The 19,334-nt window shown below is 45.7% G+C and carries 28 protein-coding genes; 13 read left to right on the top strand and 15 right to left on the bottom strand.

From position 1 onward, the window contains the following. Nucleotides 1-41: 41 nt before the first annotated feature. Nucleotides 42-254, bottom strand: coding sequence for a helix-turn-helix domain-containing protein (locus tag QUB68_RS15550; protein ID WP_332994137.1), 213 nt, complete (start codon nt 252-254; stop codon nt 42-44). A gap of 52 nt (nt 255-306) precedes the next feature. Continuing rightward, the gene (locus QUB68_RS15545; RefSeq protein ID WP_332993953.1) at nt 307-519 is read right to left on the bottom strand and encodes a helix-turn-helix domain-containing protein; all 213 of its coding nucleotides are present in this window, start codon (nt 517-519) and stop codon (nt 307-309) included. A gap of 197 nt (nt 520-716) precedes the next feature. On the opposite strand from QUB68_RS15545, the gene QUB68_RS15540 reads away from it, so the two are divergent. The 9 genes from QUB68_RS15540 to QUB68_RS15500 all read left to right on the top strand — a co-directional run bounded on the left by QUB68_RS15540 (nt 717) and on the right by QUB68_RS15500 (nt 7,110). Further along, nucleotides 717-1,160, top strand: a complete 444-nt coding sequence (locus QUB68_RS15540) for a hypothetical protein (protein ID WP_332993951.1) — start codon at nt 717-719, stop codon at nt 1,158-1,160. A gap of 89 nt (nt 1,161-1,249) precedes the next feature. Beyond that, nucleotides 1,250-1,540 (top strand): hypothetical protein, encoded by a 291-nt coding sequence (locus QUB68_RS15535; RefSeq protein WP_332993948.1) that lies wholly within the window; start codon nt 1,250-1,252, stop codon nt 1,538-1,540. 174 nt (nt 1,541-1,714) lie between these two features. Beyond that, a complete protein-coding gene (locus QUB68_RS15530) occupies nt 1,715-2,251 on the top strand; it encodes a Uma2 family endonuclease (protein ID WP_442923094.1) in 537 nt (178 codons plus the stop codon). Nucleotides 2,252-2,595: 344 nt separating this feature from the next. Continuing rightward, the gene (locus QUB68_RS15525; protein WP_332993945.1) at nt 2,596-3,777 is read left to right on the top strand and encodes a YcjF family protein; all 1,182 of its coding nucleotides are present in this window, start codon (nt 2,596-2,598) and stop codon (nt 3,775-3,777) included. Between the two features lie 237 nt (nt 3,778-4,014). After that, entirely contained in the window at nt 4,015-4,560 is a 546-nt protein-coding gene (locus tag QUB68_RS15520; protein ID WP_332993943.1) for a Uma2 family endonuclease, read from the top strand. Between the two features lie 271 nt (nt 4,561-4,831). After that, nucleotides 4,832-5,149 carry a 2Fe-2S iron-sulfur cluster-binding protein gene (locus tag QUB68_RS15515; RefSeq protein WP_332993941.1) on the top strand — a complete coding sequence of 106 codons (318 nt, stop codon included), beginning with the start codon at nt 4,832-4,834 and terminating at the stop codon, nt 5,147-5,149. A gap of 65 nt (nt 5,150-5,214) precedes the next feature. Beyond that, nucleotides 5,215-5,406, top strand: a complete 192-nt coding sequence (locus QUB68_RS15510; RefSeq protein WP_332993940.1) for a hypothetical protein — start codon at nt 5,215-5,217, stop codon at nt 5,404-5,406. Further along, nucleotides 5,403-6,485 (top strand): DUF3326 domain-containing protein, encoded by a 1,083-nt coding sequence (locus QUB68_RS15505; RefSeq protein WP_332993938.1) that lies wholly within the window; start codon nt 5,403-5,405, stop codon nt 6,483-6,485. Before QUB68_RS15510 ends, QUB68_RS15505 begins: the two co-directional genes overlap by 4 nt. A 31-nt stretch (nt 6,486-6,516) precedes the next feature. Then, a complete protein-coding gene (locus QUB68_RS15500) occupies nt 6,517-7,110 on the top strand; it encodes a CPBP family intramembrane glutamic endopeptidase (RefSeq protein WP_332993935.1) in 594 nt (197 codons plus the stop codon). A gap of 152 nt (nt 7,111-7,262) precedes the next feature. On the opposite strand, the gene QUB68_RS15495 is transcribed toward QUB68_RS15500, so the two are convergent. The 9 genes from QUB68_RS15495 to radA all read right to left on the bottom strand — a co-directional run bounded on the left by QUB68_RS15495 (nt 7,263) and on the right by radA (nt 11,734). Continuing rightward, nucleotides 7,263-7,667, bottom strand: a complete 405-nt coding sequence (locus tag QUB68_RS15495) for a TIGR02588 family protein (protein ID WP_332993934.1) — start codon at nt 7,665-7,667, stop codon at nt 7,263-7,265. Continuing rightward, a complete protein-coding gene (locus QUB68_RS15490; RefSeq protein WP_332993932.1) occupies nt 7,664-8,518 on the bottom strand; it encodes a TIGR02587 family membrane protein in 855 nt (284 codons plus the stop codon). The genes QUB68_RS15495 and QUB68_RS15490 overlap by 4 nt, the downstream gene beginning before the upstream one ends. 78 nt (nt 8,519-8,596) lie before the next feature. Next, nucleotides 8,597-8,806, bottom strand: coding sequence for a hypothetical protein (locus QUB68_RS15485; protein WP_332993930.1), 210 nt, complete (start codon nt 8,804-8,806; stop codon nt 8,597-8,599). A gap of 3 nt (nt 8,807-8,809) precedes the next feature. Beyond that, nucleotides 8,810-9,031, bottom strand: a complete 222-nt coding sequence (locus QUB68_RS15480) for a hypothetical protein (protein WP_293219978.1) — start codon at nt 9,029-9,031, stop codon at nt 8,810-8,812. A 42-nt stretch (nt 9,032-9,073) separates the two neighbouring features. Next, nucleotides 9,074-9,313, bottom strand: coding sequence for a DUF2283 domain-containing protein (locus QUB68_RS15475; RefSeq protein ID WP_332993927.1), 240 nt, complete (start codon nt 9,311-9,313; stop codon nt 9,074-9,076). 13 nt (nt 9,314-9,326) lie between these two features. After that, entirely contained in the window at nt 9,327-9,488 is a 162-nt protein-coding gene (locus QUB68_RS15470; RefSeq protein ID WP_332993926.1) for a type II toxin-antitoxin system HicB family antitoxin, read from the bottom strand. A gap of 78 nt (nt 9,489-9,566) precedes the next feature. Next, the gene (locus QUB68_RS15465; RefSeq protein WP_332993925.1) at nt 9,567-9,905 is read right to left on the bottom strand and encodes a type II toxin-antitoxin system VapC family toxin; all 339 of its coding nucleotides are present in this window, start codon (nt 9,903-9,905) and stop codon (nt 9,567-9,569) included. Beyond that, a complete protein-coding gene (locus tag QUB68_RS15460; protein ID WP_332993923.1) occupies nt 9,902-10,132 on the bottom strand; it encodes a type II toxin-antitoxin system Phd/YefM family antitoxin in 231 nt (76 codons plus the stop codon). Before QUB68_RS15460 ends, QUB68_RS15465 begins: the two co-directional genes overlap by 4 nt. 45 nt (nt 10,133-10,177) lie before the next feature. Further along, on the bottom strand, nt 10,178-11,734 hold the full coding sequence (radA, locus tag QUB68_RS15455) for a DNA repair protein RadA (RefSeq protein ID WP_332993920.1): 1,557 nt from the start codon (nt 11,732-11,734) through the stop codon (nt 10,178-10,180). Between the two features lie 168 nt (nt 11,735-11,902). Here radA and rpaB point away from each other — a divergent pair, with 168 nt between their 5' ends. Beyond that, nucleotides 11,903-12,634, top strand: coding sequence for a response regulator transcription factor RpaB (rpaB, locus tag QUB68_RS15450; RefSeq protein ID WP_332993918.1), 732 nt, complete (start codon nt 11,903-11,905; stop codon nt 12,632-12,634). A 449-nt stretch (nt 12,635-13,083) separates the two neighbouring features. Next, nucleotides 13,084-13,734, top strand: coding sequence for a cofactor assembly of complex C subunit B (locus QUB68_RS15445; protein WP_332993916.1), 651 nt, complete (start codon nt 13,084-13,086; stop codon nt 13,732-13,734). 43 nt (nt 13,735-13,777) lie between these two features. Here the strand turns inward: QUB68_RS15445 and hpsJ-A are convergent, their stop codons facing one another. The 4 genes from hpsJ-A to rfbB form a co-directional block, all read right to left on the bottom strand. After that, a complete protein-coding gene (gene hpsJ-A / locus QUB68_RS15440) occupies nt 13,778-14,455 on the bottom strand; it encodes an HpsJ-like protein, cyanoexosortase A-associated (protein ID WP_332993914.1) in 678 nt (225 codons plus the stop codon). A gap of 45 nt (nt 14,456-14,500) precedes the next feature. Then, nucleotides 14,501-15,169, bottom strand: coding sequence for a cyanoexosortase A system-associated protein (locus QUB68_RS15435; protein ID WP_332993911.1), 669 nt, complete (start codon nt 15,167-15,169; stop codon nt 14,501-14,503). Further along, entirely contained in the window at nt 15,169-16,020 is an 852-nt protein-coding gene (crtA, locus tag QUB68_RS15430) for a cyanoexosortase A (protein WP_332993908.1), read from the bottom strand. Before crtA ends, QUB68_RS15435 begins: the two co-directional genes overlap by 1 nt. Nucleotides 16,021-16,243: 223 nt before the next feature. Beyond that, nucleotides 16,244-17,353 (bottom strand): dTDP-glucose 4,6-dehydratase, encoded by a 1,110-nt coding sequence (gene rfbB, locus QUB68_RS15425; protein WP_332993905.1) that lies wholly within the window; start codon nt 17,351-17,353, stop codon nt 16,244-16,246. Nucleotides 17,354-17,713: 360 nt separating this feature from the next. Here rfbB and QUB68_RS15420 point away from each other — a divergent pair, with 360 nt between their 5' ends. Then, nucleotides 17,714-18,205, top strand: a complete 492-nt coding sequence (locus QUB68_RS15420) for a hypothetical protein (protein ID WP_332993902.1) — start codon at nt 17,714-17,716, stop codon at nt 18,203-18,205. A 454-nt stretch (nt 18,206-18,659) separates the two neighbouring features. Beyond that, nucleotides 18,660-19,265, top strand: a complete 606-nt coding sequence (locus QUB68_RS15415) for a DUF1517 domain-containing protein (RefSeq protein ID WP_332993900.1) — start codon at nt 18,660-18,662, stop codon at nt 19,263-19,265. Nucleotides 19,266-19,334: the final 69 nt, after the last annotated feature.

Raw genomic sequence — 19,334 nt, 5'->3', positions numbered from 1 at the left:
TGGAGTAATTCAGACGCTTTGTTTGAATGTAAATATGTCCGCTACTCTTTCACTACCTCAACCAAATCTTCCACCATCACGTCAAACGTCCGCGCCAACTTCAGCAAGCACGTAAAATCAACCATTGCCATCCCCGGAGAACGCGAATAGGTTGTCAGAGTGCTGTAGATCACTCCCGATCGCTCTGAAACCTCTTTCAGCGTCCAACCCTTATCCGCCGCCAACTCTTTTACCCGCAATCTAATTAAACCCATTGACAAAAAACCAGATTTAGTTTTTAAGGATTTTATCGTCAAGGTCGATCGACTAATCTTCCACAATCTCATACAAATCTTCGACCATCACGTCAAAAGTCCTCGCCAACTTGTCCAAGGCTGTCACGTCAATCGTTGCTAATCCGGGCGATCGCGCGTAGGTTCTCAGGGAACTATACACGACTCCAGAGCGATCGGACACTTCTTTGAGCGTCCAACCCTTCTCGTCCGCAAATTCTCGAATCCGCAATCTAATTAAGCCCATAAGCTCTTGACAGATGTTCTATATAGGTCAGATAATAATTTTATCGTAAAAAGCGATCGCCCCAACGTCTGGAAAACTGAAAGACGATCGCCTGTTCAAATCAAATTCTTGCTTTCAAGGAGGTCAACTACCGCTTTCCGAGAATTCAAACACCCGTAAACGACACGTCAACTACTCATCTAAAACAATTACAGACTATGTTAGCAAACTTTTCGCGAAAATCAACCCCCGTTCATCCCTTGAGCCGATTTGCGACTAAAGAGGCGATCGCGCGTCTCCTCAAAATCAAGCTAGAACAAATATATCGCATCGAGCGGTGGCGGCACATCCTTTACGTGCACGCCCAAGGCATGAGTCGCTTTGTCAGCTACGCCGACTTACCGCCAATCTTGGGAGTAGAATCGCCCAAAGGTTTAGATTTTGGTTACTGGAAGCGGCGGATGGCCAGCAAAAAAGAGAGAAATGCACCGGATTTTTGGGTGGATTTCTATGCACAGAAATTTCATCAAGCCGTTTCGGTTCCTGAATTGTTCGACTGGGGGCGATTGGTGGGAGTAATTAAATTTATGTTGCCGCAAATTGCAGTTGAGTCGCTGCGGAATGTTTATATACAGGAAAAATACGTGCTCGAACATTTCTAATTTGTAGCACAATATTTCAGAAAGGGCGATCGCTAAAATATAATTGGACTACCTAAAATATCCCTAGAAAACAAGCCGAGGAAAAAAAAATGACAACGGAACGCTGGACAGACGAAATGATGGATGATTTGGCTTCTACTGTTGAGGATTTGTCTTCCACTGTAGATAGAACGACTCAGAATATCGAACAAACTAATCGCAATGTCGATATGCTGGTAGGTGCTGTTAATGCTCTTTTAGAAAGAGACAGTCAACGGGATGAAGAAATCCGACGGCGGAATGAGGATTTTCAACAGTACAAATTAGAAAACGACCAGAGATTTAATACTCTACTCGAAGAAGTCAGATTTTTAATCAGAAAACTCGGTGATAATCAATAAGAGATACTTTGTAGTGTGCGAACTGCGAACGTTACCTGTAACAATATCTGTTCAAATCATCCCAACAATTCCCACCACATCAGCCATAATAGTATTAGCGAACTATCCAAAATCGAGGAAACACCTATGCTGGCGACTATCAGCGAATTACCCAAAATCGAGGAAACCGCTCTGCTGGCGACTGCCACCGTACAGGATAATCTTACCATAGAAGATTTCATGGCCAATCCGCCAGACAACATGGAATGGGTGGACAGACAACTCGTAGAGAAAAATGACATGACACTGAAAACTGGTCGAATTCAATCCAAGCTAAGTCGTTGTTGGGGAAATTACAAAGATTCCAGTGGCCAAGGAGGAGAAGTTTATACCGAAGCACCTTGCCGCACAAACCGACAAGTTCGCCGTCCCGATGTAGCTTATCTCACACCCGAATTAGTTGCACAATTCGGCGATGTTCCAACTTTGCCGCAGAGTTTCCCTTTAGTTGCTGAAATAGTTTCGCCTACCGATATTGCTGAAGATGTATTTCTCAAAGCACAGGAATATTTAGCATCTAGCTGTCAGGAAGTCTGGCTGGTTTTTCCTGAAAGTCATTTAGTATTCGTGGTGACACAAAATCAAATATTGGGATTTCGAGCGGGCGAAACAGTCAGCACTCAACAAGTTCTCGCAGGTTTTAGCATTGCCGTCGATGAATTGTTAGCTTAAAATATTAAAATATAGTAAATTACTCCTTGATTCTTAGTCCGCGAACCATCCAAACTGCGTTTTTAGAGCATCGGAATTCTATTCGGCGGGCATTCTCAAATCAAATTGCTACAATATTTTTAAGAGGACTTACCCATTAAGGCCAAAGAAACCGGGTTTTTTACCTAATCTGTGGACTATCATCAAGGATTTTCGTGAAAAACCCGGTTTCTGACTACCTCAAGGCCAAAGAAACCGGGTTTTTTACCTAATCTGTGGACTATCATCAAGGATTTTCGTAAAAAAACCCGGTTTCTGACTACCGTGCGTAAGTCCTATTTAGTAATAATTCGGAGCAAACCGCCATGTCAGATGACTTTTCCCTAGACGAACTTTTGATCAACAGTTACGATGCCTTCAAAGACGCAGAAAATCAAGTGGGACAGTGCAATGTTTTAGTCATCGGGAAAACTGGAGTTGGCAAAAGTACCCTGATCAATTCCGTTTTTCGCCAACGCTTAGCAGAAACCGGAGTCGGCCGCCCCGTAACTCAAGGCATCCGCCAATATACAAAACCGAATTGTCCAATTACAGTCTACGATACTCCCGGACTAGAACTCAATACCGAACAAATTAAAGTGGTTCAATTAAACGTTGCCAGACTAATTGAAGACCAAAGACTCCTGCATCCAAAAGAACATATTCACGTAATTTGGTACTGCATTAATCACAGCGCCAATAGAATAGAATCTGTGGAGGACAACTGGCTAAAAGAAATGGCAGTTATAGATGTACCAGTGATTTTAGTGCTGACTCAGACGACATCTAAAAAGCCGAGCGAGTTTTTCAAACAACTGGAACACATGAATTTGCCAGTCAGTCAAATCATCCCTGTGATGGCTGAACCGGAAGAAATTGATGAGGATTATACCGTAAAATCTCACGGTTTAGACAAGTTGGTTGATGCAACTTTTCAACTACTGCCAGAAGTAGCCAAAAAAGCTTTTGTCAAAGAACAAATTGCGAATATTGCACTCAAATCGGATATGGCATTTAAGTATCTGAGTGCTTATGTTGCTGGTTCTGCGATTATCGGTGCGACTCCTGTCCCCTTTGCTGATGCGCCGATTTTGATGACGATGCAAACGGCAATGATTGCTAATATTACTGTGATTTTTGGAATGCCTTTTGATAAGGGGTTTATCTCGGCAATGCTGTCTGCTATTAGCGGTGCTGGCGGCGTGACTGCTGTTGGTAGAAGTATTGTGACTAATTTGATTAAAATGATTCCGGGTGCTGGTACTATTGTTGGCGGTGCTATCTCCGGTGCAACAGCGGCAACTCTCACGCTTGCTCTTGGTTTGGCTTACATTGAAGTGCTGAAAGCTTATATGAAAGCTCAAATTAATGGGGAACAACTTTCTTTGCAGCAGTTGACAAAGATGTTTGTGGATTTGTACAAGGATTATGCTACTTCTGGGCGTAAAACTTTGAAGGATGACAAACAAAATCAACCGAAGCCACCGAATCAAATTGATATTGAGTAAATAGGGCATTGGGCATTGGGCATTGGGCATTGGGCATTGGGCATTGGGCATAGGGCATAGGGCATTGGGCATTGGGCATTGGGCATAGGGCATAGGGCATAGGGCATAGGGCATAGGGCATTGGGCATAGGGCATAGGGCATTGGGCATTGGTTAGTTCCTATTAACTATTACCTATTACCTATTACCTATCACCAAAGATTGCTATAATATTAGTGAATTCTGCAAATTGGAGTAAATGGCTATGGTAATGACAGCCGTTTTATCAGAAAATCTTTCTCTAGAAGACTTCATCGCCAGTCCCCCCGATGATATGGAATGGGTGGACGGGCAAATCGCGGAGAAAAATGGTATGACAGTAAAACACAGTCGAATCCAATCTAGACTAGATTATTCTTGGAGAAATTACAAGATATCTAGCGGACAAGGTGGCGAAGTTTATACGGAAGTACCTTGTCGCACTGACAGGCGAGTGCGTCGTCCTGATGTTGCTTATCTGACTGCTGAACTTGTTACTGAATATGGCGATGTTCCTACTTTTCCTCAAAGTCCGCTGTTAATTGCTGAAATTGTTTCTCCTACTGATATTGCAGAAGATATATTTCTCAAAGCACAAGAATATTTAGATTCGGGTTGTCTGGAAGTTTGGATTGTTTTTCCAGAAAGTCGCTGGATATTGATAATGACTCAAAATCAAAAGTTAACTTTTAACTTGGATTCTACAATCAGCACTCAGCTAGTATTGCCGGGTTTTAGTGTTGCTGTTGATGAGTTGTTGGGTTGAATGCAAACATTAGTTACTTAGTTACATCTAACTGCTTTCTGGCAGAGTTCGCCCGTGCTGTTCGTGATAATTTGTGAAGAAATGCTTGACAAAATGCCGTAGCTTGCGGGGCGGGACGCGATCGCCCATTCAGCCAATTAATGAAAATTATTAGCAATAAACAATGTAGTTGTCAACTTGCACAGAATCACCAACAGCGGTAAAATACTGATTGCTTTGTTTGTAAATCTACCGTAGATTCCAATTGGGAATTAAAACCAATAATCGAAATATGTCTCAAACTTACACCGTTGAATTACTTCACCAAGGCAGCACCTATACCGTAGAAGTGCCGGAAGATCAACCAATTTTGCAAACTGCGATCGCCGCTGGCATTGATTTGCCGAACTCTTGCAATTCGGGGGTTTGTACTACTTGCGCTGCTAAAGTTATTGAGGGTCAAGTAAAGCAAGTTGATTGCATGGGCGTTAGTCCCGAACTTCAGGCAGAAGGTTATGTATTGCTTTGCGTTTCTTTTCCCCGATCGCACTTGAAGATAGAAACCGAAAAAGAAGACATTGTGTACGATCGCCAGTTCGGTAAATCCTAGGACTAAGCTAAAATTTACTTAAGTACCGAAGTACCGATCGCGGTAAAACCATTATGGATCACAAGATGACCACCCATTTCATTTCCGCAGAAGTTGACCTCCGCGACACCGCCGAAGAATTGCACTCAGCCATTGAAACTGAACTGCAAAAGCACGGCGAACCCCTGCGCTGGGCAGTCACAGACGTGGATGTCGATCGCCAAAAAGCCCTGGTAGAAGGCTACGTGCTCGTGGAAGCATCCCCCGCAGTAGCGTGAACCCCCGCCCTTTAACAGTGGTTTTGATAGTCCCCACAGGCGTTGGAGCCTCGATCGGGGGCTTTGCAGGCGATGCGCTGCCCGTTGCTAGGGCGATCGCCCAAATCTCAGACACCCTGATTACTCACCCCAACGTCCTCAACGGCGCTCAGCTTTATTGGCCAATACCTAACGCCCTCTACGTCGAAGGCTACGCCCTTGACAAATTTGCTGCCGGATGCTGGGGCCTGCAACCGGTACATCAAAATCGCATCGGCTTAATCCTAGATTCCGCGATCGAACCGGAGTTGCAGTTGCGCCACTTGCAAGCCGTTGATGCTGCTAGAGCTACATTGGGTTTGAATATAACCGATTGTGTTTTAACCGATCGCCCTTTGCAAGTAGAATTACGTACTTCAGAATCCGGGGCATCCTGGGGGACGATCGGCAATCCCGACAGTTTACTACGCGCCGCCGACAAATTGATCGCACAAGCCAAAGTCGAGGCGATCGCAGTTGTGGCGAGATTTCCCGAAGATGAAGGCAGCCTCGCCCTCGAAAACTACCGCCACGGCAAAGGAGTTGACCCCCTAGCAGGCGCGGAAGCTGTGATCAGTCACCTGATCGTCAGAACATTTAAAATCCCCTGCGCCCACGCCCCTGCCCTGTCTGCGCTTCCCCTCGATCCGCACCTGTCCCCGCGATCGGCTGCGGAGGAAATCGGGTATACTTTCTTACCTTGCGTGCTCGCGGGCCTCAGCAAAGCTCCCCAGTTTACAACGCAGAAAGCCCAGGAACACAGCCAATTATCAATTACTGCCGATCGAGTCGATGCGGTGGTGATACCCGCCACAGCGTGCGGTGGCAGTGCTATTCTGAGTTTGAGCGGGCGATCGTCCGTACAAATTATCGCTGTGGGCGACAACAAAACTCAAATGCAAGCTTCCCCAGAAAAACTCGGAATCAAAGCTTTGCAGGTAAACTCATATTTAGAGGCGATCGGAGTTTTGGTCGCTTTACGAGCCGGCATCAGTCCAGCTTCCTTGGGTGCAGACATCTCCTCCCTGCGGTGTTTGTCTGACTCAATTAAACAAATCTAAAATCTAAAACCTAAAATATAAAATAGATTAAGTGCCAGAAAAACTTCCCGAAACTCCCGAAATTGAACCGTTGACGCGCACTCAAGTTTTAGTAGCAATGGGCGTGACAGCCATTATGTTGCTGGCGGTAGCTAAATTGTGGTTGCTATTTGGATCGGTATCGCTTTTGCCAGTCAAATTGATCGGAATGGATTTGCTCACAGGATGCGCGATCGGATTGGCAATTACAGGCGGAAGTGCGATCGTATATCGCCTTTGGCCAGGTTATCGCCGGAGTGCTGACATTTACTTAGAAGTAGTCCTCAAACCCCTATTTTGGCCAGATTTAATTTGGCTGGGACTGCTGCCGGGACTTAGCGAAGAATTGCTATTTCGAGGCGTGATGCTGTCTGCTTTGGGATTGAATGTTACCGGTTTAGTGTTGTCGAGTTTTAGTTTCGGTATTCTGCACTTGGGAGGAATGGATCAGTGGCCTTATGCTGTTTGGGCAACGGCTGTCGGATTGCTGTTGGGTTACAGTGTTTTAGCTACTGGCAATTTGTTAGTGCCAATTACGGCTCATGTCTGCACGAATTTGATTTCTAGCTGTGTTTGGAAGTGGGAACACAGTATGGTGAAGCGGTAGATCAAGTGGCGATTGGTTTGTAGTGAGGACTTTAGTTCGCATAAATCAGAGGACTTGAATTCCCCACTACGAACCTTTTGTATTGCTGGTAATTTACGGGAGATGATATCAATGAACTTTTGAGCTATTGAAACCGCCGAATCCGATATTTGTTAAGGCAGTTGATAACTGCTCGATCGCACAATCAATTCACCTTGACTAGGGTTGCGGCTGAATATAAAAGCTCCTTCTTCAGTTTCGCCACTTGACAAAAAATCAATTTGTTGGTCGCCGGATTCCAAGACTTCGCCGTTGACGCGCAGTTCAGCTATAACTTGCACTGATTCGGCCGTTTCGCCGCCCGTGTTAGTAACTTTAAACGGCACGTAAAATTGCCCTTGGGTTTCGCGAATTGGGGCGTTGCGAGTGACAGAAATCACCGGAGGTTCCTGCTTTTTAGTTGCCCAGTTGTAGAGTACGAGTCCGGTGAGGGTAGACAGGATCGAACAGGCGATCGCAAATGTCACCCATTCAGCAAAAGTTCTTTTGTGTTGCTGTTCGTTATTACTTTCACTCATACTGCCAACCTCCCCGCCGCGCCGCCAATTGTCGCCGGCAATCCCAATACTAACGTATAGCCCAACCAAACCGACCAGGGGTCGTCAAAACTGAGTTTGTGGAAGAAAAACAACATAAATGCAGAAGCCACCAGCGATACTAAATACGCCATTACAGTCTCGCTGAGGGGACTCTGAAAAATTCCTTGCTGCTGCTGCCGTTTTGCTTGATAAGTAAAGCCTGCTACAAATACAATACCGTAGGAAATTAGCAGCGAAGCGGCGATAATTGCTAATTGCCAAGGCGGCGTAATCGCTGCCGCTAGCATGGGAATTTCGTCAGTTGGGGCGATGTTGAAAGCAATGATCATCGCGCCGATTAAAGTAGCGCCGATATCTGCTACAGTTGGATTAATGGTAGGTTCGTTTTCGCTGTCTGAGCTTTCATAGCGATCGCCGCTCAAGAAACCGCTTGCCAGGGCCACTCCCAAGGAAAACGGCAAACCTTCAAAGACGATTTTACCCAAAGTTTCTTGCAGCGGAGTATCCAGCGTAATTTCCCTGAGCAAAAACAGGACAAAAGCCGCGCAGACAATGCCAATCGCGATCGCTTCTACGGTATCGATTGCAGCATCTCGCCAGCGGATGTCCTTAGTTTTGCGAAAACCTTCGGTGCGAGTCAGCAATAAAACGACTGCAAAAGTAGTTACAATGGCGATCGACATTTGCGCTGGTTTAGTAGAGGAACCGATCCACCAAACCTCCATCGTATAAAGCAGCGGAATCCCGAACAAAAATCCGCCCGAAGCACCTCGAATGATGTCGTTTAGTTCATTTGACCACTGATTTTTGCGTCTTTTTGACTTGTTCATGTTTTAGTGAAAACGCACTTCAAAAAATTGCGAAATATATTTTATGACTTACCTACGAGTACCTAGAAACCGGGTTTTTTACAAAAATACTGCATCAACACCTTTAATCTCGGTAAAAAACCCGGTTTCTGTGGTATTGATGGGTAAGTTAGGGATTTTTTTAAATTTATAAAAGATCATACCATATCTATTGCATTCTTTCTCTAACTCAGGACGGAGTTTTGATGTTGTTACATCAGCAAAAGGTAGCGCCAGTAAGAGAACTTCTCCTGATTGATAATTTGGCATATTTCAAATATTATCGTAGATAGCATCTTCCTCGCTGTAGCCTGCCAATAATTGCTCAGCAGCAAGACGATGCCAAGCAGCATTTTCCTCTTCAGTGTCAGTTGGCTCTTTCACCAGAACAATAACTCTGACTTCTTGGTTAGCTGCCAAGTATTTTAAGAAGGTATCGGGAAATTCGATTTTCCCTTCATCTGTGACTCTTGCTGGAAACTCGTAGGCTTTCATGGTATGTTTTAATCAGTATTTTACATAAATTTCTGAAGGCAGTTATAGTGCCAGTTTAATCTCGGCAGATTCTCCCAAAGCTTCGTTGACAACAATCAATTTTCCTTGACGATCTGCCCCTAATTGTTGATTGGCATTGAGTAATTCAATTCCATAAATAGTACCGTCGGGGGCAATGTCCACATTCATTCGATGGCTAACCTGGATAGTTTCTACCTGTGCGGTTTTTTCTTGCAGGTATATATAAGCTACGTTGTATCTCGCATCGTAAGTCAGTTTCACAGGAACCTCCTGCTCATTTACCAAATATCTCGATATAGCAGCGAATAGCTGACTTGACATCAGCTAAGGCTTCCTCATAGGTGTCACCTTCACCAACTACGGCTCCTTTGATGCCAAGGGGATAGGCTACATAACCGTCGGAATGTTTTTCAATGATGATTCTAAAATGTTTCATCTTGGCCTCTTTATTTTTATAATAACTTAATTCACCACAGCCGCGCGATCGCATAAGCATCAAAAATAACATCAACGCTCAAAACGGTATCTGTTCCGCCATAGATTGGGCAATTATCAGCCTGTCAAATGGATCGCGGTGATGCAAAGGCAGTGAAGCCACAACCTCAATGTGGTCGAAACTTATTTCCAGTATCTCAATTCTATTAACTGCGATCTGCTGCTTGACAAACTCCATAAAAGGCATACTAAAATTTAGCCTGCCTATGCTGTGCTTAATCGCCATTTCCCAGACGCTAGCTGTACTGAGGAGAATATTGTTATCTCCTTTATTAATTAGCGATCGCCCTGTTATACTGAGCCTTGAACTGTTTGTCGTGTACCAAATAAAGGCATGAGTGTCCAACAACAGCCTCATTCCATGTACTCCTTAAACTCTTCTAGCGGTTCATCAAAATCATCGGACATCCAAACCATTCCTTTAGCACTTCCTGGTTGTCGATCGGGTTTAGCTTGTTTGGGAATCCCTACCAATTTTACAACAGGCTGGTTATATTGAGTAATCTCAATTTCTTCACCTCTCATCGCCGCTTCGATTAATTCCAGAAGCTTTTCTTTTGCCTCAACAACATCTACTTGATACATAAATCGTGCCTCCTTACTATCAATTTACAACATCACTATTCTAACTCAATATGATAAATCCTCTTCCTCCAAATCAACAGCCTGTACTTCCATATCATCAGACTCCAACTGAGTCGGAGTAGCCGGAATCGCTGCAATAATTGCATCAATCACCTTCGCCACCGGAATAATTTCCATCCCTAACTCTGGTACGGATTGATTCTTAGGAATAATCGCCCTTTTGAACCCCAATTTCGCCGCCTCCCTCAGCCGCAACTCTAATTGGGAAACTGGCCGCACCTGTCCTCCCAAACCAACTTCTCCGAGCAAAACTGTGCGCGCATCAATTACCCGATCGCGAAAACTGGCCACAATTGCGATCGCAACTGCCAAATCCGCCGCCGGTTCCTCCACCTTCAACCCACCCACCGAAGCCACAATCACATCCAATTTAGATAAAGGAATCCCCACCCTTTTCTCCAAAACAGCTAAAATTTGCTGCAATCTACCAGTATCCACACCAGTAGTAGAACGGCGCGGCGCACCAAAACTTGCAGGGCTGACTAACGCCTGAATCTCCACTAAAATCGGTCTAGTTCCCTCACAAGCAACCGTCGTCGAAGTACCCGGCGAAAATTCATCTTTATTCCCCAAAAACAACTCCGACGGATTATCTACTTCTCGCAAACCGTTGGCTACCATTTCAAAAACACCGATTTCATGAGTAGCGCCAAAACGGTTTTTCATCGATCGCAAAAGCCGATGAGAAGCAAAGCGATCGCCCTCAAAATAAAGTACAGTATCTACTAAATGTTCTAAAACCCGTGGGCCCGCCAAAGATCCATCCTTAGTAACATGACCAACCAAAAACAAAGTAATATTTTCCCTTTTCGCAACCTGCATCAAAGCAGACGTACATTCCCGCACCTGAGCCACCGAACCAGGAGCTGATGTTAACCTAGCAAAATAAATAGTTTGGATGCTGTCAATCACCGCCACATTCGGTTTCAGCGATTCCAACTCCCGCAAAACAACTTCTAAATCCGTCTCTGGAAGCAAGTAGAAATTCTCCGCCGAATTATCCTCCGAATCCGTTTTAGCTTCCCCATTGCTACCAGATTTATTTCCGCCATTACTTGACAAATCAACCGGATTAGCCACGCCCAAACGTTGCGATCGCAATTTCACTTGCTGGCCAGACTCCTCCGCACTGACATACAATATCCGATCCTTGCGCGCCAACATATTCGCCACCTGTAAAAGCAGCGTCGATTTCCCGATTCCCGGTTCCCCACCAATCAACACCAGCGAGCCCGGAACAATCCCACCTCCCAAAACTCGATCGAACTCCCCGTAGCCAGAAGGCCAGCGAGACTGAGTTTGGTCAGAAATCTGCGATAATCTAAAAGATACCTTTGGTTGACCCTTCGACTTATCAGGAGGCGAACCGTGCAGTCCCTTAGTTGTCACCCCAGTCAAACCAGCCCGCGGCCCGCCAGCAGTATGTGGTTCTACCTGCTCGTCAAAACAATCCCACTTATGACAGCTAGGGCACCTGCCAAAATATTGTGGTGAATCATACCCGCATTCCCGGCAAATATATTGTATTCGAGGCTTAGGCATTGTTTACCGATATGATAAATAGTCAACCTTAACATTTGAAAAAGTCTGAGTTAAAGCAATTATCAAGCTTTCAGACCGATCGCCACAGGCCAATGAGTTTGTGCCTTCTATGATAGGGTAAAAAAAAATAACATTATCTGAAATGTAACTTAAGGAGTGCTCGGTAACTTGGAAAATCATAAAGAAAAAATTCTGGTAGTCGATGACGAAGCCAGTATCCGGCGCATTCTGGAGACTCGCCTTTCCATGATTGGCTACGATGTCGTCACCGCTGCTGACGGCGAAGAAGCTCTCGAAACATTTCGCAACACCGAACCCGACTTAGTAGTTTTGGACGTGATGATGCCAAAGCTCGACGGTTACGGCGTTTGTCAGGAGTTACGCAAAGAATCAGACGTACCCATCATCATGCTAACCGCTTTGGGAGACGTAGCCGATCGCATCACCGGTTTAGAATTGGGCGCCGACGATTACGTCGTCAAACCATTCTCTCCCAAAGAACTCGAAGCGCGCATCCGTTCGGTACTGCGGAGGGTTGACAAAAACGGCACGTCCGGCATTCCCAGCTCTGGAGTCATCCAAGTCACCAACATTAGGATTGACACCAACAAGCGCCAAGTTTACAAAGGCGACGAACGAATTCGGCTCACAGGCATGGAATTCAGCTTGTTAGAACTGCTGGTCAGCCGTTCTGGAGAGCCTTTTTCGCGATCGGAAATTTTGCAGGAAGTCTGGGGATACACGCCAGAACGCCACGTAGACACCCGCGTCGTGGACGTTCACATCTCTAGACTTAGGGCAAAGTTGGAAGACGATCCCAGCAATCCTGAATTAATTCTCACCGCCCGCGGCACAGGCTATCTCTTCCAGCGAATTGTCGAAATTGGCGAAGTCGGTTGACAGTTGGCAGTTGACAGTTGACAGTTGACAATTGGCAGTTGGCAGTTGGCAGTTGGCAGTTGACAGTTGGCAGTTGGCAGTTGACAGTTGTTAAATTACCAAATACCAATTTATAGAACTTAAGCACGGGTGTCCAGAAACCGGGTTTTTTAACCAAAATACTTGGTTAAAATCCTCAATCTCGATAAAAAACCCGGTTTCTTGGTGAGCGAGTGCGTGATGCCTTAATAATTAACGATCTCAAGTCCGATCGATTACCATCACAAAATCGGTTCGTAGTGCGGACTTCAGTCCGCAAAAAGGAACGGACTGAAGTCCGCACTACGAACGAACCTTACTGATTGCAGTCAATCCACCGGACTAGATATGCCCAATGCCCAATGCCCTGTTTGGCCAATGCCCTGTTTGGCCAATGCCCTGTTTGGCCAATGCCCAATGCCCAATGACTAATGACCAAATCTGACCCAAATAAAGTTTTGCGGCAATTGCCCTTAGTTGCGGGAGGGTTAGCAGGTACGCTGCTGATGGTCAACCGCTTGCTGACGCCGCAAATTACAGACTCTCAAGCTCGATCGGACGCTTTGGGAGTAATTATCAGCGCCCTGCTGATTTTAACAGGTTTGTTGTGGCAACAGGTGCAAGCGCGATCGCCCGATTCCGTGCAGCTTATCGGCTCTGAAGGCTTCGAGTTGGCGCCGGATTTGCCCGAGGCCGTCAAGCTAGAATTAGCCTGGGCGTCGCGTTTGCTCTTGACAAATACCGCCACAAGGGCGATCGTCATTGTGTATCGAGGAAAAGTTTTATTGCGGCGCGGCATCTTAGGCATCAATCCCGAAGTCAAACCAGGGCCAATATTGCAGCGAGCGATCGACAAAAACAAACCAGTTTATTTAGTAAAGCTCGATATTTATCCCGGCAAAATTGAATTTGACTACTTGCCCGAAAATACTCAAGGAGTCATCTGTCAGCCACTGGGAAGTCAAGGAGTTTTAATCTTAGGTGCCAACGCGCCCCGCAGCTACACCAAACAAGATGAAAATTGGATTGAAGGCATTGCCGAAAAACTAGAAAATACGATCACTCAGCACCTAAATTCTTAACTTTGTAGGGTGCGCAATGCGCACCGAACCCAACTTCAAAATACTACCGAGCCCAATCAGTACCGCGCCAGATAGTGAAAAATAAAACACTAGAAATCAGCGCGCCCAGCAGCCACTTAATAGCATTTTTAAATAACCCCGTGCGCTGATTTGACTCAACCGCAGCGCTTTGCTTCTGCAACCGTTCCTTAGCCGGAGTAATTCTCGAAAGAATTTGGTTTTTCAATTCCTGCGGGTTTTGGGTATCCGCTTGTACCCCCAAACGGGTAAGTTCCCCCGCCAAATTCTTTAAATCTTCAGGTGTACCCTTATTTAGCCGTTCTTCCACCTGCTGCAACTGAGCTAATTGTTGGTTGGCTTGAGTAGTAATTTGCTTGTTATTTTGGTTGTTAACGTAGATTGTGCCAAAAATTCCCAAAGGCAGCATCAACAGAAAAACCAGCGCCAGCAGCAGACAAACCCAAGACAAAACCTTTAAAAAAACGTCTTCCAAACGTCGGCGGTCATATCCTTCTCCAAAAAATATCAGCGCCATTGCCAGCAGAGGAACTGGTACTCGTTCCACTACAGCGCCAATCGTCTGCAATTCCCAGACGCGATTGCCGAAATTTGCTGGTATCAAAACTGCGATCGTATCTAATAAAGATAGAATTAATAGACCGTAGCCAATCCAACGCAGCCTGTAAATAGAAAAACCTTGCTCGCCCTGTACGTCATTCATAAAATAATCACAGTTGTTGTTAACAAAAATCTCTTTTGACTAGAATTAAGGTTCGGGAAATCGCGGTTGCCACCACCCATGCCAATCAACCCAAGCATTCTCTAGAATTTTTGTGGCAGCTTCTGGAGTTGTTTTATCCAAAGGTAAAGACATCTGAGTCCACAAACAGCGCCTGTCTTGAATATTTCCCCTACCCAACAGCCAAAACAGAATGCGGTTCGGCTGCCAATCGCGAGTATTTCGATTGTATCTAAACTGCTGGGAAGTCACTGTAGCACCGCCGCGAGGGTTGATACAGGAACTCAAATACAGTCGATTTTGCTGTTGCAAAATTCCGTGAAACCCCGCATCTTGAGTGCTTGCTAATGCTAGTTTACCAGGAGATGACTTGAGAACAGTATTTCCCTTCATCATACCTTCTACATCCCCAATGGTGTTGACCGCATAGCGCATCTCTATTTCTAGATTCATGCCATTTTTTTGATATTCATATTTTCTGGCAGCTTTGAATTCAGAATTGTCAGTAATTGCCAGCGGCGCGCTTTTCTCCAGTTTCCAGTCTGCTAGAGGCACCGCAGGGGGAAAGTCAAAGTTGGTTACCACAGTGTTGCCTGCGGAGGGATAGAAAATCAATTTTCCGGCAACTAACAAAACCCCTCCCAAAGTAACAGCCAACAGGGAAATCCTCACTGGTTTCCAATAGGTAATAGCCATTAGCAATTTTGTTTTTCCTTAGTGGGCGGTTCGTCTTTCAAAATTGCCAACCAGCAGAATAACCCGAAAATGAAGACAGCAATCATCGAAAAGACTACCGAACCATTTCCTTCGTGCCAGTATTTAAATGCTGCGGGTTGAGATAGCGATACCAGCACGGCCATGAGAGCAACTCGCGCGGCATTCACTACAAATGCAGTAATTATTGCCACGATTGGCACTACAATTTTTTGAGCTAAAGTTGTCGGAAACATCAGCAAAAAAACCACAGCTAGTCCTAACAATTGTAGAATTGCATTCACGCCCGAACAGCCGTGATACACTTCCACGCTGCCTTTTTCTAGGATGAGAAATACTCCTTTCCGTATCACTTCAAATCCTAAGTAATGCAGGATAAAAGCAGAAAATTTTGCTGTTAATTTGGCTACGTCAACGAATACTCCGATCAATCCGGGAGGAATAGCTGTGTAGCCAAGAATTAGCAGTTCCTGCCAGTATTGTTTCAGTCCTTTTGTGCCGGAAGCTAGCAACGCCAGACTTAATCCTATCAAGAAGGGCGAAAGTCTGATGAAAAAGTCGTATCCAGATATGGAGGAACTTTTGAGCAAGATGAAAGCAATTAACGATGCCCCAAAAAAGCTGGCGAAAATTCCGCTTTCAAAGGTTAAGGATTCGTGCCTTTCCCAAATCAGAAATGCTACGACTCCCCAAAACAGTAACATTGTGCCAAACAGGTCACTGTCGTTGGTTCTGGAAGTCAGAGTCAGGTGGAGGGCAATCAAACCGGAGCCGATGCCTAACAGCCAGTATTTAGGTTCTTGGACTTGTTTGAGCCAGTTGATTTCGGTCATTGCTTTCTGTTTTTTACTAAAAGCTTTTAAAATGCTTAATCTTGTAACTCTATAGAAATTATCAGCTACAAGCACTTAAATTTATGCGTTTGGGATGACTGTTAACTAAATCTTCACAAAGATTGACAAGTATCAATGTTTGTGATATTGACTTCCAGCTAATTAAATCAGCATAATTTGTAGGGTGCGCCACAAGCACCTTACCCGAATTAGGAACTACCAATCATTGATTGGCGTAAACTTTTCGGTAGTAGGTTTGATATTCCTCCGAAAGCAGGGGTTCCCACCATTCGCGATGGGCTAAGTACCATTCCACGGTCTGGCGCAAACCTTGTTCAACTGTGACGGAGGGAGTCCAACCTAACTCTGTTTTAATTTTGTTGGCATTAATAGCGTAACGCCGATCGTGCCCAGCTCTGTCTTTGACAAATGAGATCAGTTGTTCGCAAGGACGCGCGGGCAAATCAGGAGCTAATTCGTCCATTAGCTGGCAGAGCATTTTGACTAAATCGAGATTTTTTACCTCGTTGTTGCCGCCAACATTGTAGGTTTCCCCGGGCTGGCCGCGGTTGATCACGGCATCTAAGGCGCGGCAGTGGTCGAGCACGAAGAGCCAATCTCGCACGTTTTGACCGTCGCCGTATACTGGCAGCGGTTTGCCCAATAGCATATTGATGCACATTAATGGAATCAGCTTTTCTGGGAAGTGATATGGGCCGTAATTGTTGGAACAGTTGGTGATGATTGTGGGGAGGCCGTAGGTGTGGAAATAGGCGCGGGCGAGGTGGTCGCTGCCGGCTTTTGAGGCTGAGTAGGGACTGTTGGGGGAGTAGGCGGTGGTTTCGGTAAATGCTGGGTCGTCGGGGCCGAGACTGCCGTAAACTTCGTCGGTGGAAACGTGGAGGAAGCGCATTTGGGCTTTGACTGACGAATCGTCAATTGCTTCCCAATGCTTGCGGAAGGCTTCTAAGAGTGTGAAGGTTCCGACGACGTTGGTTTGAACGAAGGCTGCTGGCCCGATAATTGACCTGTCAACGTGGGATTCGGCGGCAAAGTGGGCGACTGTGTTGATGTTTTCTTCTTTGAGCAAGGTATCGACTAGGGTGCGATCGCAAATATCCCCCTGTACAAACCGAAAATTTTCTTGTCCTTCGAGAGTTGCCAGGGTTTGTCTGTTGCCGGCGTAGGTTAAAGCGTCGAGTACGATTACTCGTGATCCCGGATAGCTGCTACACCAGTGATGCACAAAATTCGAGCCGATAAATCCAGCTCCGCCTGTCACTAACAATCGATGAGGCGATCGCTCCATGCCTTGATTCCCGCTGTCTGTCATAAAAATAAGAGTTTTTCCAATAACGAAGTCTTTTCAAAAGTAGCCTTAAAAGTAGTTTGTCATCAAGTGTTTGCCCCACTGCGATTAAAATTTCTGTTGTCTGGCTTCGGATTTTCTAATTGGGACGCGATCGCGCCTATGGGTTCACCTGACTTAAACTTATACCGATATTTTGGTTAAAACCCTTACACAGTATGAATTTCATCTTTTTAAACTGGCAAGTGGAAGTTTTTATCGCGATCGGGCGATTGTTGGCATTTGCGATCGATCCGTGATTTTGGCGGCGATCGCCTGTTGATAGATTTGTAAAGAGCTGTTACCATTAATTTTTTAATTATCCTTTACAAAATCCAGATCACCATGAAGAAGCTTCAAGTGTTAGCTGGCATTGCTTCCACCATCGCGATCGCGAGCAGCATCGCACTAGGTGACGGCGCATTTGCTTTCCCCTGTTCCTACAACAAATCTGGGGCGACTCAATCTGGTTCTGGGACAACTCTCCTGGGTTCCGGCGGCTCGGATCGAATGAATCCGTGGAAATCCTACAAAACAGCAGCTCTCGGTTTCCTGGGTTTGGCTGGGGTTTTGGGTGGCGGTGCGGCCTACATGAGCTATCGCGCCGGTCAGCGCGCTTCTGCTGCTTGCGCTGCGATGAGCGATAATTTTGAGGTTTTTGAGGAGCCGATCGATCCGATCGCAGATACAGGTGTCGCTGAGCCAGCAGATGCGGTTGCAGCCGTTCGCCAACACCCGGAAGCTCCGGGCGGCGAGCTGGATTTGCCGATCGAGCAAGTTGCCGAGGTGAATGAGGAAATTGCGATCGAACAAGTGGAGCGCGCGATCGTCAAATAGTTGTCTCAAACCAAAGTATTCGCTCAGCAAGCCTCCAATCTTGCAAGATTGGAGGTTTTTTGAGGTGAAATTATCTACCCCTACTGTTGCCTGTGATGGCGATCGGGCTGGGGAAGTTGCAACCTGTGTATTTTAGTCGGTGGAACCAGGTTGCTGCGTCAGCTATTTCTGGAAGTAATTAACTCAATAGACGAGCAATTGCATAAATCTTTGATGCCAGAAGGAAACCGCAGATGTACGCACATTAACGCAGATAATTTCCAGAAGAGAGGGCGAATGAAGAGCAATTCGAGTCTCATACCGATACTTAAATTTAGATGACTCAAAGCGAGACAGTACGCTGAGGATCTCGCCAGAAATACTGTTGAGATCAATCTGAGGGTAGACGGCAAGAGTTCCAATCGCCTGCTACGGTTGGAAATATAGCCCTACAGATTTACAACTATAGGTTATTATGAATGCTTGGCGCGATCGATTCAATCAATTTACAGGTAAAACTCGATTAGCAGTTTGTCGCATATTCGTTCAGCTAACAGGCGAAGAAGTTGCACCGCTGTTAGGAGTTCTCAACCGCACCGCCAGAGAAGCAATGGATGCCGATGGCGACGTAGCAGTGTTAGGAGAAGGTCTTGTAGAAATTTGCAATCACTTGTTGCAGTATGACAACTACTGGCAAGCAGCCGCCAACGAAGGCGATGTTTTTTGGGATGAAGGCGAAGCCGGCGATTATGTGGATGAACTTTTTACTGATTCAGCCGATCGCTATCTCAGCGAGCCTCAATACAGCACATCAGTTTACGATAAAAATTCCCCGTTGTCTTTGCCGGTAACTAGAAATGTCGTGGTAATGCTGACAATCGCCTATGAAGGCGAAGTTCCTGCCCTGGAAACTGACCTCACTGACATCGGCACGCTGAAAGTCGGTTTAAAAGCACTGATTAATTTACATTACCAGGAAAGGCTGCGAGCTGTGCAAGTTCACTTTTCTCCCGCACAGTTGGGAGACGAACTTACCAACGATCAAGTGCTGGTCAATTTCCCCGAACTCATTCCCCTTTAAAAACTAGAAACAATCCCAAATAAAAAAGCGAATCGGCACTGAGAATTTGCTTTGACAAAAACGAGGTGC

Source organism: Microcoleus sp. A006_D1 (genome assembly GCF_036702805.1).
GTDB lineage: Bacteria > Cyanobacteriota > Cyanobacteriia > Cyanobacteriales > Microcoleaceae > Microcoleus.
This window is presented reverse-complemented; position numbering and strand designations above follow the sequence as displayed.

Bases quoted from the DNA above. Each gene is read 5' to 3' on its own strand.
- QUB68_RS15550 (WP_332994137.1), bottom strand. From the start codon at position 254: ATGGGTTTAATTAGATTGCGGGTAAAAGAGTTGGCGGCGGATAAGGGT.
- QUB68_RS15545 (WP_332993953.1), bottom strand. From the start codon at position 519: ATGGGCTTAATTAGATTGCGGATTCGAGAATTTGCGGACGAGAAGGGT.
- QUB68_RS15540 (WP_332993951.1), top strand. From the start codon at position 717: ATGTTAGCAAACTTTTCGCGAAAATCAACCCCCGTTCATCCCTTGAGC.
- QUB68_RS15535 (WP_332993948.1), top strand. From the start codon at position 1,250: ATGACAACGGAACGCTGGACAGACGAAATGATGGATGATTTGGCTTCT.
- QUB68_RS15525 (WP_332993945.1), top strand. From the start codon at position 2,596: ATGTCAGATGACTTTTCCCTAGACGAACTTTTGATCAACAGTTACGAT.
- QUB68_RS15520 (WP_332993943.1), top strand. From the start codon at position 4,015: ATGGCTATGGTAATGACAGCCGTTTTATCAGAAAATCTTTCTCTAGAA.
- QUB68_RS15515 (WP_332993941.1), top strand. From the start codon at position 4,832: ATGTCTCAAACTTACACCGTTGAATTACTTCACCAAGGCAGCACCTAT.
- QUB68_RS15510 (WP_332993940.1), top strand. From the start codon at position 5,215: ATGACCACCCATTTCATTTCCGCAGAAGTTGACCTCCGCGACACCGCC.
- QUB68_RS15495 (WP_332993934.1), bottom strand. From the start codon at position 7,667: ATGAGTGAAAGTAATAACGAACAGCAACACAAAAGAACTTTTGCTGAA.
- QUB68_RS15490 (WP_332993932.1), bottom strand. From the start codon at position 8,518: ATGAACAAGTCAAAAAGACGCAAAAATCAGTGGTCAAATGAACTAAAC.
- QUB68_RS15485 (WP_332993930.1), bottom strand. From the start codon at position 8,806: ATGCCAAATTATCAATCAGGAGAAGTTCTCTTACTGGCGCTACCTTTT.
- QUB68_RS15480 (WP_293219978.1), bottom strand. From the start codon at position 9,031: ATGAAAGCCTACGAGTTTCCAGCAAGAGTCACAGATGAAGGGAAAATC.
- QUB68_RS15470 (WP_332993926.1), bottom strand. From the start codon at position 9,488: ATGAAACATTTTAGAATCATCATTGAAAAACATTCCGACGGTTATGTA.
- QUB68_RS15465 (WP_332993925.1), bottom strand. From the start codon at position 9,905: ATGAGGCTGTTGTTGGACACTCATGCCTTTATTTGGTACACGACAAAC.
- QUB68_RS15460 (WP_332993923.1), bottom strand. From the start codon at position 10,132: ATGTATCAAGTAGATGTTGTTGAGGCAAAAGAAAAGCTTCTGGAATTA.
- radA (WP_332993920.1), bottom strand. From the start codon at position 11,734: ATGCCTAAGCCTCGAATACAATATATTTGCCGGGAATGCGGGTATGAT.
- QUB68_RS15445 (WP_332993916.1), top strand. From the start codon at position 13,084: ATGACCAAATCTGACCCAAATAAAGTTTTGCGGCAATTGCCCTTAGTT.
- hpsJ-A (WP_332993914.1), bottom strand. From the start codon at position 14,455: ATGAATGACGTACAGGGCGAGCAAGGTTTTTCTATTTACAGGCTGCGT.
- QUB68_RS15435 (WP_332993911.1), bottom strand. From the start codon at position 15,169: ATGGCTATTACCTATTGGAAACCAGTGAGGATTTCCCTGTTGGCTGTT.
- crtA (WP_332993908.1), bottom strand. From the start codon at position 16,020: ATGACCGAAATCAACTGGCTCAAACAAGTCCAAGAACCTAAATACTGG.
- rfbB (WP_332993905.1), bottom strand. From the start codon at position 17,353: ATGACAGACAGCGGGAATCAAGGCATGGAGCGATCGCCTCATCGATTG.
- QUB68_RS15420 (WP_332993902.1), top strand. From the start codon at position 17,714: ATGAAGAAGCTTCAAGTGTTAGCTGGCATTGCTTCCACCATCGCGATC.
- QUB68_RS15415 (WP_332993900.1), top strand. From the start codon at position 18,660: ATGAATGCTTGGCGCGATCGATTCAATCAATTTACAGGTAAAACTCGA.